This is a genomic window from Kribbella sp. NPDC049227 (genome assembly GCF_043197265.1).
Classification (GTDB): Bacteria; Actinomycetota; Actinomycetes; order Propionibacteriales; family Kribbellaceae; genus Kribbella.
The window spans coordinates 1095520-1110496 of sequence record NZ_JBICST010000002.1 but is presented as its reverse complement, the minus strand read 5'-3'; the positions used below and the strand labels follow the sequence as shown (position 1 = coordinate 1110496).

The window sequence follows — 14977 nt, the reverse complement described above, 5'->3', positions numbered from 1 at the left end:
TGACACCCCTCGGTCGAGTGTTGTCTCCGGGCCACCCAGGTTGCTCATCCTCCGTGGATGACTCTCTGCCGGGAGATCTCGCCGCGCTGCCCGAGCTGTTCGAGATACGCGACGAGCACGTGGTGGAGCTGGTCCGCGCCGCGGATCGGCCGGTCCGGGATCACCAGGTCGGGTGGCGCCAGCAGCACCGCCCGGCCCTGCCACCCACCGAGTCCGCCGTGACAGCCGACCAGCCCCTCGAACGCGGAGACCTCACCCGTGTCCTGGTCGACCGAGCTGTTGACGTACAGGTCAGGTGCCTCAGGCATCGACACCGCTCGGAGTACGTCGGCCGAGGCCGACGGACCGAACGGCGCCAACGGGTCATCGCCCGTCACCTTCGCGTCGGACAGCCGGTGCACACCCGACGGCCCGAGCGCCAAGGGCCCGTGCTCGGTGCTCATCACCGCGACGAAGCCGATCCCGTCGTGGTTCACGAGCCCGGGGATGAGAGCCGGCCAGCGATCGGTGATGTCCTCCATGGTCAACCGGTGCTCGTCAGCGGCGTACACCAAACCGAGATTGCCCGATCCGAGGACGACGAGGTCCGACTCGGTGGTGACGGCAGGCGGAGCGGAGCGGTCCTGCACTCGGAGCGCCGCGTCGTGGGCGACTCGTCCCGTCCCGGAGCCTCCGCCGGACAGATCGGCCAGGAGACCGCTCAGGCGGCCCCAGCCCTCGACCGACTGCTCGACTGCTTCGACCTGCGCCGCGGTCAGTTGCGAGCAGACCTCAGCGAGGTCGATTCCGTACCGATCGGCGAAGATCGCTCCCTGGGACTGCCCATGGTCGGACAGCACGACCAGCCGGTACGGCCTCGGCGCTGCCGCGGCGACCTCCTCCAAGCACGCCAGCACGCGGTCGAGCCGATCCAGTGTGGCCAGGGACTCCGGTCGCAACGAGCCGGCGTGATGCGCCACCTCGTCGTAGTCGACATAGTCGACATACACGGCCCGGGTGCCACGAATCATCTCCTCGGCCACCAGTGCGGTGTTGAGGTCCCGCAGTACGACGTTCGTCACCGCCCGCATGCCGGCGAAGAGCCAGCCACGGTGGCCCCGCGGGCGAACATCGCGGCGGCGTTGCCGACGCGACTCGAACCTCTCCCGGGCGATCTCCGCGACCGCCCCGAAGAAGCTGCCGGCGAAACCGTCCGGCCGGGCGAGATACCAGGCGACGCGGCGACGCGTGTCGGCCGAACCGCGCTTGAGTTCGATCTTGCTCATCGTCAGCACCGATCGCTCGGCGTCGCCACTGAACAGGTTCGAGATACTCACGCCGCCATCGGCCAGCAGACCGCGGCCGTTGGAGGCGCGGCGCTCGATCTCGGCGGCGTCAGCGGCGCGGTTGCTCACCAGCACGCGTCCGAGCACCCGGTCGTACCACCGGAAGGCTGGTACGCCGTCGATGCGGCCGTGCAGGATCCCCAACTGACTGGCGGGCGTGGTGGGCGGCAGCACCGGGGTCCACTCCACCAGGCGATAACCGCCATCGCGGATCCAGCGCCCCACCGTGGGCAGTGTCGCGGCCAGCAGTTGCCAGCGCAGGACCGGGAAGGGCACGCCGTCGAGCTGTACGAAGATCACGCCGGGAGCCTCGGGATCGTCGACCGGTTTCTTCCGCCGCCTGGTCCGGCGGACCAGTGCCGCGGTGAAGGCTTCCGGCGTACCCGAGGTGCACAACCAGGCCACGATCGTCGCCACCGCCGCCGCGATCCACGCCGCGGCGAGCACCACCCAGAACGAATCCGCCTCGACCCCCGGGATCAGCGTGAGCGCCAGCGCCAGGATCACGGCCTGGCCGAGCACCGCCAGCAGGAGTACCGCAAACCATCCGACCGCGGCACTCGCGGCCACGAGCAACGGGCGCACCAGCGCGCCGACCAGCAACGTCGCCGCGGCCGAGGCGAGCAACTGCCCGAACGACGAGAACCGGAGGCCGGGCAGCACGGCAGCCGCGAAGGCGAGAGCCAGCACCGAACTGACGTAGGTGGCAACGATCCGGCCGAGATCGCCGGAGCGAATCCGCGGCGTGGACACGGCTGTCCGGCCGTCACGTGCGGAGCGCGCGCGGACGCGTCAGCGCCCAGATGACCCACACGTCGAGGGCGATCAGCAGCAGCGCCCAGAACGGCTGATAGGGGATGAAGAAGAAGTTGTCGATCGCACTCAGCACCACCAGGACGATGGCGACCACGCCCGCCCAGGCCGCCCGGGAGAACAGACCGAACGCGGTCGCGATGAGCGCCACGCCGAGGATCAGGTGGATCCATCCCCAGGCGGTGATGTCCAGATGGAAGGCGTAGCCCCTGACCCGGACGAAGTACTCGTCGTCCAGGATCGCGGCCAGTCCGGCGATGACCTGGAAGGCACCGATTATCAACAGCATCGTGGCCGCGAAGGCGACCCCGGCCATCGCCCAGCCCGAGTCGGCCTGCGACTCGACAGTGCGCTCGTCGGTCATCTGAGTCCATCCCCTCCTGCTCGGTCCTCGACGGATGCCGAGTCCGCGTCGACAGTAGGACCGCGCCGTCCGGTGGCGCGTCACCCTTGGCGGACGACGTACCGGCGCTAATGCGTCAAGCCGGCCTTCAGCAGGACCAGCACCAGGCCGAGGAAGAGGTTGATGACGCCCGCGGCCACCATGCGGCGCGGGGTGGCGCCCGCACTGGCGGCGACGTACAACGCCCATCCCAGCTGGGAACCGACCGCCACGAGGAGCGCGAGCCAGGCCGCGCCGGAGTCCGACAGCCCGACGAGCGCACCGATGCCTGCCGCCGCGGCGGGAGGTACGGCGGCCTGCACGATCGGCCAGTCCCGTCGGGCAGCGACGCGGAACTTCCGCGGGGACAGGAGCGCCCCGGTCGATCGCTCTCCGACCAGGTGGGCATACACATGGGACAGCCAGAACACCACGCCGGTCGCGAGCAGAAGCGCGACCAGCTGTCCAGGGTGCGGAGGCTCCTCCCCCGGACCGGTACCGGCCACGACCGACGCCGCCAGCAGAGACCCGTAGATCGCCCCGGCATAGTCGGACGGCCCGCGCTCCTGGCCTGCCCTGGCCGGATCGACCATCGGCCCGTCACCCATCCGGCCTCCCTCACAGGGCCGCTCATGTCGCCGAATCCGAATCAAGCGCAGCCTGTCGCAGCGACGTGTCGCGCCGCCTCACCCTGACTGGATGACACGGTCGCCGGCCGGCGAAGGATCATCCGGGGTGGGTGATGCCGGCCCGGACGATCTGGGCGATCTTCGAGGCCAGGGTGGCCGCGAGAGGGAGGTTGCGACGATGTCCGCAGGCTCCGCCGACTCTCCCGACTCGCGGATGCCGGCAGCCGACTCGCCGCCTCCCCCCTGGGCCTTGCCGCGCGGGGTTGTCGTCCTCCTCGGGACCGGGGCCGCGGTCCTGACAGCCGCTGGAGTGCGCAGCTTCCGGGAGATCCTCGGTCCTGTCTTCCTCGCGCTCGTCCTCACGATCGCGGTGAGTCCACTGCGGCGCCTGCTGGTCAGGCGTGGCGTCAAGGGGTGGCTCGCCGCGCTGATCGCACTCGTGGTCGTGAACGTGTTCCTGCTGAGCGTCGCGGCGGCGCTGGCCCTCTCGATCGCCAAGCTGGCGAGCCTGCTGCCCACCTATGAGGACAAGTTCGCCGCCCTGGTCGACGATGCCCGGGCCTGGCTGGCAAATCTCGGCGTGGGCCAGGAGCAACTCCAGGCAGCGCTGCACAAGGTCGACCTCGGAGCCTTCTTCGATGTCCTGCAAGGCTGGCTGAGCGGACTCCTCGGGATCTTCTCGGGCCTGGCCTTCATCGTCATCGTCCTGTTCTTCATGGGCATCGACGCCGCCCGCTTCCCGGAGCGCCTGCGCGCGGCGGCGCGGGTCCGGCCGGACGTCACCGGCGCCCTGTCCGGCTTCGCGCGAAGCACGATGCGCTACCTGATCGTCTCCACCGTGTTCGGGCTGATCGTGGCCCTGTTCGACGTCGGGGTCCTCTACCTGCTGGACATCCCGCTGCCCTGGCTGTGGGGACTGCTCGCGCTCATCACCAACTACATCCCCAACGTCGGGTTCTTCATCGGGGTGATCCCGCCCGCGCTGCTGGGACTCCTCGACCAGGGCTGGGAGACCTTGCTGTGGGTCATCCTGTCCTACAGCGTCATCAACTTCATCATCCAGTCGATCATCCAGCCGAAGATCGTCGGCGACGCCGTCGGGCTGTCCACGACGCTGACCTTCCTCTCCCTGGTCTTCTGGGCCTGGATCCTCGGCCCGCTGGGCGCCGTACTGGCCATCCCGCTGTCGCTCCTGGTCAAGGCTCTCCTGCTCGACGCCGATCCCTCCACCCGCTGGATCAGCGGGCTCATCTCCGGCGGCCAAACACCTGAGAACGCCCCGAAGGCGGAACCCGCGGAGCTGCCCGCCGGCGAAGTCGCGGCCGAGCACGTCGGATGAGGAGATCGCCATGTGGCGCTCAGTGTTGCTGCACGAATTCCCGGACCACAACATCCGGTCCTTCCAAGGACTGCCCGGCAGCTTGTCGCCCGGCTCGCTCGCGCTGAGCCCGTCCGAGGGAACCGTGCTGATCGCACCAGGCCGCAGTCTCCACTACGTCCTCGAGACTCCCCTGCTCGAGGTGATCGGGGTCAGCTGCCTGCTGCGGGTCAAACACCCGGGTCGCGCCGTCAGTTCGTCGGTGCGGATCCTTCGCCTCGGTGACGAGTTCGACCTGAGTCTCGAACCGTTGACCACGTTCCAGGCCCTGGTCCGGGTCCGGCTCCACCGGGTCTGGCACGACATCGGCCAGCTGCCGACCCCCAGTACGCACTTCGCGGAACTGAGATTCGACTGGCACACCAGCGGCAAGACCTACCTTCGCGTGGACGGGCGACTCGTCGGGTATCACGATGCCTTGAGTCGGGGGTCCCGGCTCACCATCGAGGACGTCACTTTCGGGTCACCCGACACTTTGCCCAGCTCGTCCGACCCGCACTATCAGCTGGGCGAGTTCTTCGTCCGCGCCCTCAGCCGCCGCGCACGCTGGCCGCGGCGGAACCGCGGCTAGCGGGCGGTCCGGGCTTCTCGCGTCGCCGCCCGCGCCGCTCCGTTCAGCAGCGTGCCGATGGCGATGCCGACGGCAAGGTTGATCAGCCCCGTCGCGACCTTCGATGACGTCGAGCCGTTGGCGGCGACGAACGGGGCGAGTGCCGCCGCGACCGTGGCCAGCATCATGATCCAGCTGAAGAACTGCAGCGGCCGCGGTGTGGAGACCAGCAACAGATGCACGAGGCCGGTGGCGATCAACGCCGCGAGAGCGCAGTACAACGCGTACCTCGCCGTGTCAGCGTCACCCCAGGTGCCCTCACCCTCGGGCGCGAGGACAGGTACGTCGAAGACGCCGCGAGCGATCAGGATGCCGACCAGCGCTATCAGTGCAGCGACGACGGCCGTAGCCGCGCCGCCGGCCCACAACCGGCCGCTTGCGACGGCGTGCGCATCGCCTTGCGTGGGTTGAACTGTCATGACGTGTGCTCCTTGTCATTCGGCTCCGATGGTGGCCAGCGGAGCGCCAGCCGCGCGGCCAACCGTCCGATCAGCGCACCGACGGTCACCCCGACCAGAACGTCACTCGGGTAGTGCACGCCCGTGTACACCCGCGAGAACGCGATGACGGACGCAGTCACCCGCAGTGCCGGCCGGAGTCCGGGCAGGACGCCTCCGACGGCAGCGGCGAAGGCCGCTGCCGACGCGGAGTGTCCGGACGGAAAGGATCCCGAGGAGGGCATGCGCACCCATCGCTGCACGGGAACGCCGAGGCCGTACCGGTCCGGCCGGCGACGCTTGCCCGCCATCCGCTTCATCGGCTGGTTCACCACGAACGACGTCGCCCCGATCGCCGCGAGCCCTGTCAGCGCGGCACGCCGGCCCCGCGGGCCGCCGGACAACGCGAGGGCACCGGCCATCAGGAACCACGGTTTGGAGAAGTTGGCGAAGTTGGACACCCGCCTGAGCGGCTCGTCCAGCACGGGCGTGGTCAGTCGCGCCACCGACCGGTACAGCGCGCGGTCGCAGGCAGCGAGGCGGCTTGGTGCGTCGGTCACCACACGGCGCCCGTCACCACGTGAGCTCGATCTCGAGCTCGCTCCCGTCGTCCCCGATCTCGAACTCGAGTTTGAGGTGCACCTCGTCAGGAACGTGCACCTTGACGCGCAGGCCGCCCCGGTCGAACTCGACGTCGTTCTCCCTGGCGAGGGTGTCGGCCAGAGCGTGCAGGCGGGCTGCCGCGGCCTCCCGGCTCATCGACTCCTTCTCTTTGACCTCGATCAGATCCATTACGGCCTCCCGGCGTTCGACTGTGCGGGCTTGCGGTCCGAGCCGAAGGCGATCCGCACGAGCTCGACGAAGCCGGCGCGAAGACCCTCGGGAGCGTGCGCCGACGGGGACGCACCCGGGTGCTGGTGCGCGATGCGCACCCGGAGGACTCCGGGCCGGATCCGGAACACCAGAGGTGCGTCGAGGACGAGCGCCTCCCCGTCGACGCCGGCCGGCAGTGGGCGATCGGCATCGACCTGGAAAGAGGGAGCCGACCACTCGCGCCAAGGACGCTCGAGGTGCCGTTGACCGCTGTCCGCCGGTGCCCCCATGACGGTGATGCCGAGCAGGCCGTCGTCGATGCGCGGACGAGTACCGGAACCGACCGCACGACCGAGGCGGTAGCGGTTGTTCGACACGAGCACGGCGGCACCCCCGCGGTGTGCCTGGCCGCCAGGGCCGGTCCAGCGCATGTCGAGTTCGCTGCCACCAGTACCGAGTGCGTCCGGCACAGTGTCGAGCAGGGTCCGGATCTTTGCGTCGCGGTACCCGCTGCGCTGCACCGCCTCGGCGTACAGACCGAGCGACACGTTGTTGACGAACACCCGGCCGTTCACCTCGGCGAGATCCACCAGCCGCTCGCCGCCGTCGACGAAGGCGTCCAGAGCACCGACGACGTCGTCGCGGTCCACCCCGAGGTCGAGCGCGAAATGGTTGCGGGTGCCGGCGGGCACGCAGGCATAGGGCAGCGAGAGCTCGGCGGCGATCGCGGCGACGATCGCCTGCGATCCGTCCCCGCCGGCCATCGCGAGTCCGTCAGCACCCCGTGCGACCGCGTCGCGGACCAGGGTTTCGAGCTCGTCCCCGCCCTTCAGCTCGATCGGCTCGATCCCGCGGTCGCGCGCTTCCTTGGCGACGGCGAACCGCTCTGCCTTTCCCCCACCGGACCGTGGATTGAAGAACAGCACAGGGTGTTGCGGGGCCGCCACCCGCGGCAGATCCGCGTGGGAGCTGAAGCTGGCGCGTGTCGCTGCCAGAGTGACGAGAAGCCCCACCACGACGATCAGATCGACGCCGAACTTCCCACCCACGACAAGTAGGACCAGCGCACCGGCAAGCGCCACCCCAGCCACGGCCAGCCCGACCACGCGCGCGATCCCTCTCCGCAACACGCCGTACCACGCCGCGAGAGCAGCGATCACGACGCAGGCCAACACGCCAAGCCCTCGAGGAAACTGACTCACAGCGTCCGCCACGGCCAGCACGAACGTCGCCACCCCCACGACCAGGGCCACAACCGCCGCAACCCGCCGCCTCACGACTTCCTCCCCATCGGCCCGCCCTCAGAGTCTCCGCTTCGGCATCGAGCCCCGACGCCAAGCCCATCCTGTGCGGCGCGCACCGAACCGGCATCCCACACCCCGGATGAATCCGCCCCGTGAGCCTGACGGCGGCGCCGATCCTCCCTCAGGGGTGATGCGGCGACCCGGGTTCTGCTGGATCGTCGGCGGAGACGCGAAGTGCAGGGTGGGGATCCGGCTCGCCCGACGAGCCGCGCCTGCGACGGACAGAAGGGGCGGCCGATCATGACCACGAAGGTTGAACATCCGACTCTCGACGAGCGGAGCGCACGCGGCCTCGAGGCGCGCGGGCGAGCGACTCCGGACAGTCACTCCGGGTGGAAGCCGGCCGCGGACCGGCCCGACCCGGTGGCGCTGATCGAGGAGCAGAACCTGCGGCGTGACCCAGACCTGGTTCCGGTACGGCACGGGCGGATGATGGCCTCGCCGTTCACCTTCTACCGCGGTGCCGCCAAGATCATGGCCGTGGACCTTGCCGAGACACCCACCGCCGGCCTCGAGGTCCAACTGTGCGGGGACGCCCATCTGTCGAACTTCGGCGTCTTCGCCTCGCCGGAGCGAACGCTGGTGTTCGACATCAACGACTTCGACGAGACGCTCCCGGGCCCGTTCGAGTACGACGTCAAACGTCTGGCAGCGAGTCTGACCGTGGCCGCCTACAACAACGGCTGCTCGCAGTCGGACGCTCGGGCGCTCACGAAGGGCGCGGTCACGTCGTACCGGGAGACGATGGCCGAGTTCGCCGCGATGAGAACCCTCGACGTGTGGTACGCCCACACCTCCGAGGACCAGATCAAGCAGTCGGTCGCTGCCTTCCTGGCCCGGATCGACGGTAAGGGCAAGCACAAGCACAAGGCGAAGCACAAGGCCACGAGCACCGAAGACGGTACGAGCGAGATGACGGCGAAGGAGGCGAAGGAGGCGGCGAAGCGCTTCGAGAAGAACGCGAAGAAGGCGCACTCCCGCAACAGCGATCAGGCCCTGGCCAAACTCGGCGAAGAGGTCGACGGCCGCTACCGCATCGCCAGTGTTCCGCCGGTGATCGTGCCCGCGCGCGAGCTCCACACGACGTACGGCCTCGAACCCGGAGATCTCGAGAAGATCGTCCTCGGCCAGTTCCGGGAGTACCGATCGACTCTCCAACCAGAACGCCGGCAACTGCTGGAACGCTTCGAGATCATCGACTGGGCCCGGAAGGTCGTCGGTGTCGGCAGTGTCGGAACCCGCGCGTTCGTCGTCCTGCTGCAGGGCCGTGACCGCGGCGATCCGCTGTTCCTCCAGGTCAAGGAAGCCACCCGGTCTGTGCTCGAGAACCCGCTGCCCAAGAGCGTCTACAAGCAGGCCGGCGAGCGGGTGGTCCAGGGCCAGCGACTGATGCAGGCCAGCAGCGACCTCTTCCTGGGCTGGTCCAAAGGTGCTCAGGCCGACCGCTACTACTACTGGCGCCAGCTGCGCGACATGAAGGGCTCGGCGCTCGTGGAGATGATGCCGGCCGCGCAACTGGACTTCTACGGCCGGATGTGCGCATGGACCCTCGCCCGTGCCCACGCACGCTCCGGCGACGCGGTTGCCATCGCTGCCTACCTCGGCGACGACGATGCCTTCGACCAGGCGATCACCGACTTCTCCGAACGCTACGCCGCGCAGAACGACCGCGACTTCGCAGAGTTCACCAACGCCATCAACACGCACCGGATCGAAGCCATCCAGCAGGTCTGACTCGGGAGGGAAGTATGAACCTGATCCCCGAGCCGCTGCGTGGCTACCAGCGGGTCTGGCTGACCCGCGACATCATCGCCGGTTTGACCCTGTCGGCGGTGGCGATCCCCGAGGTGATGGGCTATACGTCCATCGCCGGTACGCCGATCGTGACCGGTCTCTACACCGTCATCTTTCCGACCGTCGCCTTCGCGCTGCTGGGCTCCTCGCGGCTGCTCGTCGTCGGCGCGGACTCGGCCACTGCCGCGGTGCTCGCCGCGGGTCTGACCGGACTCGGCATCGCCGGAGTCACGCCCGGATCGCCTGACTGGCTCGCCTTCGCCGGTCTCACGGCGCTGGTCTGTGGCGGCCTGCTGGTCGTCGCACGGCTGCTGCGGCTGGGCTTCATCGGAGACTTCCTGAGCGCGTCCGTACTGATCGGATTCCTCACCGGCGTCGGCATCCAGGTGCTGTCAGGCCAGATCCCGGACCTGCTCGGCATCCCGAAGGGAACTGGGGGGTGGTTCGAGCAGCAATGGCACTGGATCACCTCGCTGTCCTCGATCCAGGTCGCGACGTTCGCCTTCGGGCTGAGCACGATCGTGATCATCCGGGCCTTCAAGCGCTTCGTCGCGGTGGTCCCAGGCGCCATCGTCGCCGTCATACTGCTGACCGCCATCTCCGCCCTGACCGACGCGCACGCGCACGGCGTGGCCGTGGTGGGTGCGGTCGACGGCGGCTTCCCACCGATCGGCCTGCCGTCGGGCCTGACCTGGTCGGACGTGCCCAAGGTGCTGCCGACCGCGTTGTCCTGCTTCGTGCTCATCATCGCCCAGAGCGCCGCGACCTCCCGCAGCTTCGCGTTCAAGCACGGACAGGCCGTCGACATCAACCGGGACATCGTGGGGCTCAGCGGCGCCAACATCGCCGCCGGCCTCAGCGGCACCTTCGTGGTCAACGGCAGCCCGACCAAGACGCAGATCCTCGACGAGCAGAAGGGGCGGACCCAGCTCGCCAACCTGACGATGTCGGCCGTCGTACTCCTGTTCACGCTGTTCTTCACCGGGCTGCTGGCGGACATGCCGACGGCCGTGCTCGCCGGGATCGTCTTCCTCATCGGCGTCAGCCTGGTCGACGTGCCCGGCATGAAGCAGCTGTGGAGGCGACGCAGGAACGAGTTCGTCGTCGCCCTGGTCACCGCGGTCACCGTCTTCGCGGTCGGCGTCGAGCAGGGAATCATCCTCGCCATCGTGCTGTCACTGCTCGACCTCGTCCGGCGGCAGTACACCCCGGGCGACTTCGTCATCGGTCAGAACCAGGCCGGCGAACCGACGTACCTGCCCGCGGTGCCAGGCACGCAGAGCCTGCCGGGGCTCGTGGTCTTCCGCTACGACGCGGACCTCTTCTACGCCAACGCCAACCGGTTCGCCGACCACCTCGAGTCGGTGATCTCCTCTGCTCCCGACCCGGTCCGCTGGGTCGCGCTGGACTGCGCCGCGATCGACGACATCGACTACTCGGCCGGGGTGACGCTGGCCAACCTGGTCAAGTACAGCCGGGCTCACAACGCCCGCTTCGTGCTCGTCCGGCCGGATACCCAGCTGCTGGCGACGCTCCGGGGGTACCAGACCCTCGACGAGATCGGCGAGGACAACGTCTTCCCGACCCTTGCGGAGGCCTTCCGCGCGTACCGGGCCGACCCAGGTACGGCGCCCGTCGCGACCCACACTCCAGCCGGGCCCGACTAGCCGGGCCTTGCCGCCGCGGCACTGGGCTCAGGACCAGGACCGCAGAAATGACCGATCGGTGACGCGACTTGGAGGGATGACACAGGTGAGCGAGATCGGCACCACAGCGTCGTCGGCGACCGGCGCCGAGCGGCCGCCCTATGCTCTTGCGGCGGACAAGGTCGTCGCCGCGGCCGGCTCCGATGCCGTCGCGGGGCTTACCGGGAGCGAGGCGGCGAGCCGGCTCTCGTCGTACGGCGCGAACGAGATCGCGGCCGAGAAGCCGCCGTCGATCTGGGCCATCGCGGCTCAGCAGCTGCGCGACCCGATGAACCTCATGCTGATCGCCGTCGTGATCGTGAGCCTGCTGATCGGGGAACTATCGACCGGAGTCATCGTCGCCTTGCTCGTCCTGCTGAACGTCGGACTGGGTACCCGCCAGGAGCTGACGGCACGGGCGAGCGTCGATGCCCTCTCCAATCTGCAGGTGCCGCAGGCGCGGGTGGTCCGCGACGGCGACGTGATGATGATCGCCGCCACACAGGTGGTTCCGGGCGACATCGTCGAGGTCGAGGCCGGCGACATCGTGCCCGCCGACGGCCGGATCGTCCGGTCCGCGACACTCGAGGCGCAGGAGGCCGCACTCACCGGAGAGAGCGCGCCGATCGCCAAGGACGCCGGCGTGCTGGCCGCCGCCGACGTCGGTCTCGGCGACCAGACGAACATGCTGTTCCAGAACACTTCGGTGACGCGGGGCACGGGCACGATCGTGGTCACCGCGACCGGGATGCAGACCCAGATGGGCCGGATCGCGACGATGCTCACCTCGGTGAAGCGCACCCGGTCCCCGCTCCAGCGGGAGCTGGACTCGCTGACCAAGGTTCTGGGCATCGTTGCCTGGAGCGCCGTCGCGGTCATCGTTGTGGTCGGCCTGATCCGCGGGATCCCAGGCAAGGACCTGTTGCTGCTCGGCACCGCGATGGCCATCTCGGCGCTCCCGACCGGCATGCCGGCGTTCGTCTCGGGCCTGCTCTCGCTCGGCGCGAAACAACTGGCCGCGGCGAAGGCCGTGGTGAAGAACCTCACCGACGTCGAGACTCTGGGTGCGACCAGCGTCATCAACACCGACAAGACCGGGACGCTCACGCTGAACCAGATGATGGTCTCGACGTTGTACGCGAGCGGGTTGTGGTTCACCGTCGACGGCGAGGGCTACCGAAAGAGCGGCGCGATCCACTCGGTGGCCGGTGCCCCGGTGCCCGACTTCACCCGCCTCGGTCTCGGGCTCGCCCTCGACAGCGACGCGGTGGTCGGCGACGACGGATCGGTGATCGGCGATCCGACCGAGGCCGCGCTCGTCGTACTGGCCGCGAAACTCGGCGTCGACGCGGACGAGACGCGACGTAGCTACCCGCGGCTGGCAGAGGTTCCGTTCGATTCCGAGTACAAGTTCATGGCGACCTTCCACCGGGTGAACGTCGACGGCGTCGAGCACCTCATCGAGCTGGTCAAGGGCGCACCCGACGTCGTGGTGGCACGCTGCAGCGAGGCGGGCGGCCCGCTCAGCGGCTCGCAGGTCCCGATCACGCAGTCGCGGGACGGCATCGACGAGGCCAACCTGCGGATGGGGCAGAAGGGCCTGCGCGTGCTCGCGTTCGCTGCCCGCCTGGTGGCCGACCACGAGCTGACCGCGATGACCGACGATCCCATGTCCCTGACCAAGGGGCTGTCGTTCGTCGGGATGGCCGGCATCATCGACCCGCTGCGCACGGAGGCGAAGAGTGCGGTCGGTACGGCGCTCGCGGCCGGCATCGACGTACGCATGATCACCGGTGATCACGCGATCACCGCACAGGCGATCGGCGAGGAGCTGGGCCTCGGTCCCGGGGCGATCAGTGGCTCGGAACTGCGGGCGCTCACCGACGAGCAACTGAAGCAACGGTTGCCCGAGTTGCACGTGTTCGGGCGGGTCACCCCCGAGGACAAGCTGCGACTCGCCCGGGCCATGCAGGAGCAGGGCCTGATCGTCGCGATGACGGGCGACGCCGTCAACGACGCGGCCGCCCTCAAACAGGCCGACATCGGTGTGGCGATGGGAAGCGGCAGCGAGGTGACCAAGCAGGCCGCACGCATGGTGCTCACCGACGACAACTTCGGCACCCTCGTGCACGCCGTCGAGATCGGGCGGCGCGTCTACGACAAGGTCGTCTCGTACGTGCGTTACCAGATGACGCAGCTGCTGGGGCTGGTTCTGCTGTTCCTCGCCGCCACTGTGTTCGACATCAACGACGGCGTGGCGATGACTCCTTCGATGGTCCTGTTCCTGCTCTTCTTCGCCACGGCCGTGGGGGTGGTGATCATCGCGGTCGACCCTGGTGATCCCGACGTGATGCACCGTCCGCCGCGCGATCCCGCCGTACCGATCACGAACCGGACCGCGGTGATCAGGTGGATCGTCTACGCAGCCGTGCTCTTCCTGGCGGCGTTCGTACCGCTGGTGGCGGGGCCGGACGACCCGAGTACGACGCAGGGCACCGTCTCGCTGACGATGACGTTCGTGGTGATGGGGCTGGGGACCGTGTTCAACGCGGTCGTCAACCGGCGCGCGCCGACCAGCGGATTGACGCCGCCGATCGTGAAGGCCCTGGTGATCGGCCTGATCCCGGTCGTCCTGTTGTTCCTGGCGACCCAGCTCCCGACGCTTCAGGACGGGATGCTCACCGTCACACTCAGCCCGCGCCAGTGGCTCGTCTGCTTCGGCCTGGCCGCGCTCCTCCCGGTCGTCGTCGAGGTGGACAAGGCGATCCAGAGGCGAGGACTGCGGACGCCGGCGACACTCAGTCCGGAGCACGCGGTCGCGCCGGCTCGCGCCAGGAGTACGGAGAGGTAGGGGAAGACAATGACATCTCGCGAGCAGCGGATCGCCGACTTCATCGAGCCGTTCCGCGTCGAACCGGGCACGAACGTCAAGCTGGCCAGGGACTTCGAGCCGGACTTCAAGGGCATGATCGGCTCCAAGAAGCGCGGCCGCAAACTGCTGGTCCAGGGGACCGAACTGTTGGCCGAGTATCAGTCCAGGCTGTACGCGCAGCACACCCACGGCGTGCTGGTGGTGCTGCAGGCGCTCGACGCCGGCGGGAAGGACGGCACCATCCGCCACGTCATGACCGGCGTGAATCCCCAGGGTGTGTCGGTGAACAGCTTCAAGGTCCCCTCCAGCGTGGAGCTGGACCACGACTATCTGTGGCGCTACGGGCTGCGCCTGCCGGCTCGCGGTGAGATCGGCATCTTCAACCGCTCGCACTACGAGGAGGTGCTTGTCGTCCGCGTGCACCCGGAGCTCCTCGACCGTCAGAAGCTTCCGCCGGGCGCCCGCCGCGGGCTCTGGAAACGGCGGTATCGCGAGATCAACGAGTGGGAACGCACTCTCAGCGACAATGGCATCAAGATCGTGAAGCTGTTCTTGAACCTCTCCCGGGAGGAGCAGCGGATCCGGTTCCTGCGGCGGATCGACCTACGCGACCACAACTGGAAGTTCTCCGCGGCCGATATCCGCGAGCGCGAGTACTGGGACGACTACCAGAGTGCGTTCTCGCGGATGCTGTCCAGGACCAGTACCGAGTGGGCCCCGTGGTACGTGATTCCCGCCGACCGCAAGTGGTACGCCCGCATCGCCGCGGCCTCGGTGATCGCCAACACGCTGATCGAGATCGATCCCCGTTATCCCAAGGTCGGGAAGAAGGCACGCGAGGCGCTGCAGGAGATCAAGGGCATCCTTGAAGACCAGGCCCCCGAGGGCGCCGCGGCCGATCCGTTCGCGGAAGCCTAGGCCGATCGGCTGACCAC

At 68.8% G+C, this 14977-nt stretch carries 13 protein-coding genes; 6 read left to right on the top strand and 7 right to left on the bottom strand.

Annotated elements, in window-relative coordinates; all coding sequences use genetic code 11:
• Window positions 1-44: 44 nt before the first annotated feature.
• The 3 genes from ACGFH6_RS12015 to ACGFH6_RS12005 all read right to left on the bottom strand — a co-directional run bounded on the left by ACGFH6_RS12015 (window position 45) and on the right by ACGFH6_RS12005 (window position 3128).
• Window positions 45-2078: an alkaline phosphatase family protein gene (locus ACGFH6_RS12015; RefSeq protein WP_393382862.1), complete on the bottom strand. Its 2034-nt coding sequence runs from the start codon at window positions 2076-2078 to the stop codon at window positions 45-47.
• A 13-nt stretch (window positions 2079-2091) separates the two neighbouring features.
• Complete coding sequence (locus tag ACGFH6_RS12010) at window positions 2092-2502, bottom strand: hypothetical protein (protein WP_393382861.1); 411 nt, start codon at window positions 2500-2502, stop codon at window positions 2092-2094.
• A gap of 107 nt (window positions 2503-2609) precedes the next feature.
• Window positions 2610-3128 carry a hypothetical protein gene (locus tag ACGFH6_RS12005; RefSeq protein WP_393382859.1) on the bottom strand — a complete coding sequence of 173 codons (519 nt, stop codon included), beginning with the start codon at window positions 3126-3128 and terminating at the stop codon, window positions 2610-2612.
• Window positions 3129-3327: 199 nt separating this feature from the next.
• Between ACGFH6_RS12005 and ACGFH6_RS12000 the strand changes: the two genes are divergently transcribed.
• Together ACGFH6_RS12000 and ACGFH6_RS11995 are read left to right on the top strand one after the other, a co-directional pair.
• The gene (locus tag ACGFH6_RS12000; protein WP_393382857.1) at window positions 3328-4488 is read left to right on the top strand and encodes an AI-2E family transporter; all 1161 of its coding nucleotides are present in this window, start codon (window positions 3328-3330) and stop codon (window positions 4486-4488) included.
• Window positions 4489-4498: 10 nt separating this feature from the next.
• Window positions 4499-5098, top strand: coding sequence for a hypothetical protein (locus ACGFH6_RS11995; protein ID WP_393382855.1), 600 nt, complete (start codon window positions 4499-4501; stop codon window positions 5096-5098).
• Here ACGFH6_RS11995 and ACGFH6_RS11990 read toward each other — a convergent pair.
• The 4 genes from ACGFH6_RS11990 to ACGFH6_RS11975 are packed head-to-tail and all read right to left on the bottom strand — an operon-like array spanning window position 5095 to window position 7664.
• Window positions 5095-5556, bottom strand: coding sequence for a DUF6069 family protein (locus tag ACGFH6_RS11990; RefSeq protein WP_393382853.1), 462 nt, complete (start codon window positions 5554-5556; stop codon window positions 5095-5097). The genes ACGFH6_RS11995 and ACGFH6_RS11990 overlap by 4 nt on opposite strands.
• Window positions 5553-6134 (bottom strand): phosphatase PAP2 family protein, encoded by a 582-nt coding sequence (locus ACGFH6_RS11985; RefSeq protein WP_393382851.1) that lies wholly within the window; start codon window positions 6132-6134, stop codon window positions 5553-5555. Before ACGFH6_RS11985 ends, ACGFH6_RS11990 begins: the two co-directional genes overlap by 4 nt.
• A gap of 13 nt (window positions 6135-6147) precedes the next feature.
• Window positions 6148-6366 carry an amphi-Trp domain-containing protein gene (locus ACGFH6_RS11980; protein WP_393382850.1) on the bottom strand — a complete coding sequence of 73 codons (219 nt, stop codon included), beginning with the start codon at window positions 6364-6366 and terminating at the stop codon, window positions 6148-6150.
• Window positions 6366-7664 (bottom strand): diacylglycerol/lipid kinase family protein, encoded by a 1299-nt coding sequence (locus tag ACGFH6_RS11975; RefSeq protein WP_393382848.1) that lies wholly within the window; start codon window positions 7662-7664, stop codon window positions 6366-6368. Before ACGFH6_RS11975 ends, ACGFH6_RS11980 begins: the two co-directional genes overlap by 1 nt.
• A gap of 267 nt (window positions 7665-7931) precedes the next feature.
• On the opposite strand from ACGFH6_RS11975, the gene ACGFH6_RS11970 reads away from it, so the two are divergent.
• The 4 genes from ACGFH6_RS11970 to ACGFH6_RS11955 all read left to right on the top strand — a co-directional run bounded on the left by ACGFH6_RS11970 (window position 7932) and on the right by ACGFH6_RS11955 (window position 14960).
• The gene (locus ACGFH6_RS11970; RefSeq protein ID WP_393382847.1) at window positions 7932-9425 is read left to right on the top strand and encodes a DUF2252 domain-containing protein; all 1494 of its coding nucleotides are present in this window, start codon (window positions 7932-7934) and stop codon (window positions 9423-9425) included.
• A 14-nt stretch (window positions 9426-9439) separates the two neighbouring features.
• Window positions 9440-11152 carry a SulP family inorganic anion transporter gene (locus tag ACGFH6_RS11965; protein WP_393382846.1) on the top strand — a complete coding sequence of 571 codons (1713 nt, stop codon included), beginning with the start codon at window positions 9440-9442 and terminating at the stop codon, window positions 11150-11152.
• 85 nt (window positions 11153-11237) lie between these two features.
• Window positions 11238-14021: a cation-translocating P-type ATPase gene (locus tag ACGFH6_RS11960; RefSeq protein ID WP_393382844.1), complete on the top strand. Its 2784-nt coding sequence runs from the start codon at window positions 11238-11240 to the stop codon at window positions 14019-14021.
• 9 nt (window positions 14022-14030) lie between these two features.
• Entirely contained in the window at window positions 14031-14960 is a 930-nt protein-coding gene (locus ACGFH6_RS11955; RefSeq protein WP_393382843.1) for a polyphosphate kinase 2 family protein, read from the top strand.
• Window positions 14961-14977: the final 17 nt, after the last annotated feature.

Coding starts and splice junctions, on each gene's coding strand:
- ACGFH6_RS12010 (WP_393382861.1), bottom strand. CDS start 2,502: ATGACCGACGAGCGCACTGTCGAGTCGCAGGCCGACTCGGGCTGGGCG.
- ACGFH6_RS12005 (WP_393382859.1), bottom strand. CDS start 3,128: ATGGGTGACGGGCCGATGGTCGATCCGGCCAGGGCAGGCCAGGAGCGC.
- ACGFH6_RS12000 (WP_393382857.1), top strand. CDS start 3,328: ATGTCCGCAGGCTCCGCCGACTCTCCCGACTCGCGGATGCCGGCAGCC.
- ACGFH6_RS11995 (WP_393382855.1), top strand. CDS start 4,499: ATGTGGCGCTCAGTGTTGCTGCACGAATTCCCGGACCACAACATCCGG.
- ACGFH6_RS11990 (WP_393382853.1), bottom strand. CDS start 5,556: ATGACAGTTCAACCCACGCAAGGCGATGCGCACGCCGTCGCAAGCGGC.
- ACGFH6_RS11980 (WP_393382850.1), bottom strand. CDS start 6,366: ATGGATCTGATCGAGGTCAAAGAGAAGGAGTCGATGAGCCGGGAGGCC.
- ACGFH6_RS11970 (WP_393382847.1), top strand. CDS start 7,932: ATGACCACGAAGGTTGAACATCCGACTCTCGACGAGCGGAGCGCACGC.
- ACGFH6_RS11965 (WP_393382846.1), top strand. CDS start 9,440: ATGAACCTGATCCCCGAGCCGCTGCGTGGCTACCAGCGGGTCTGGCTG.
- ACGFH6_RS11955 (WP_393382843.1), top strand. CDS start 14,031: ATGACATCTCGCGAGCAGCGGATCGCCGACTTCATCGAGCCGTTCCGC.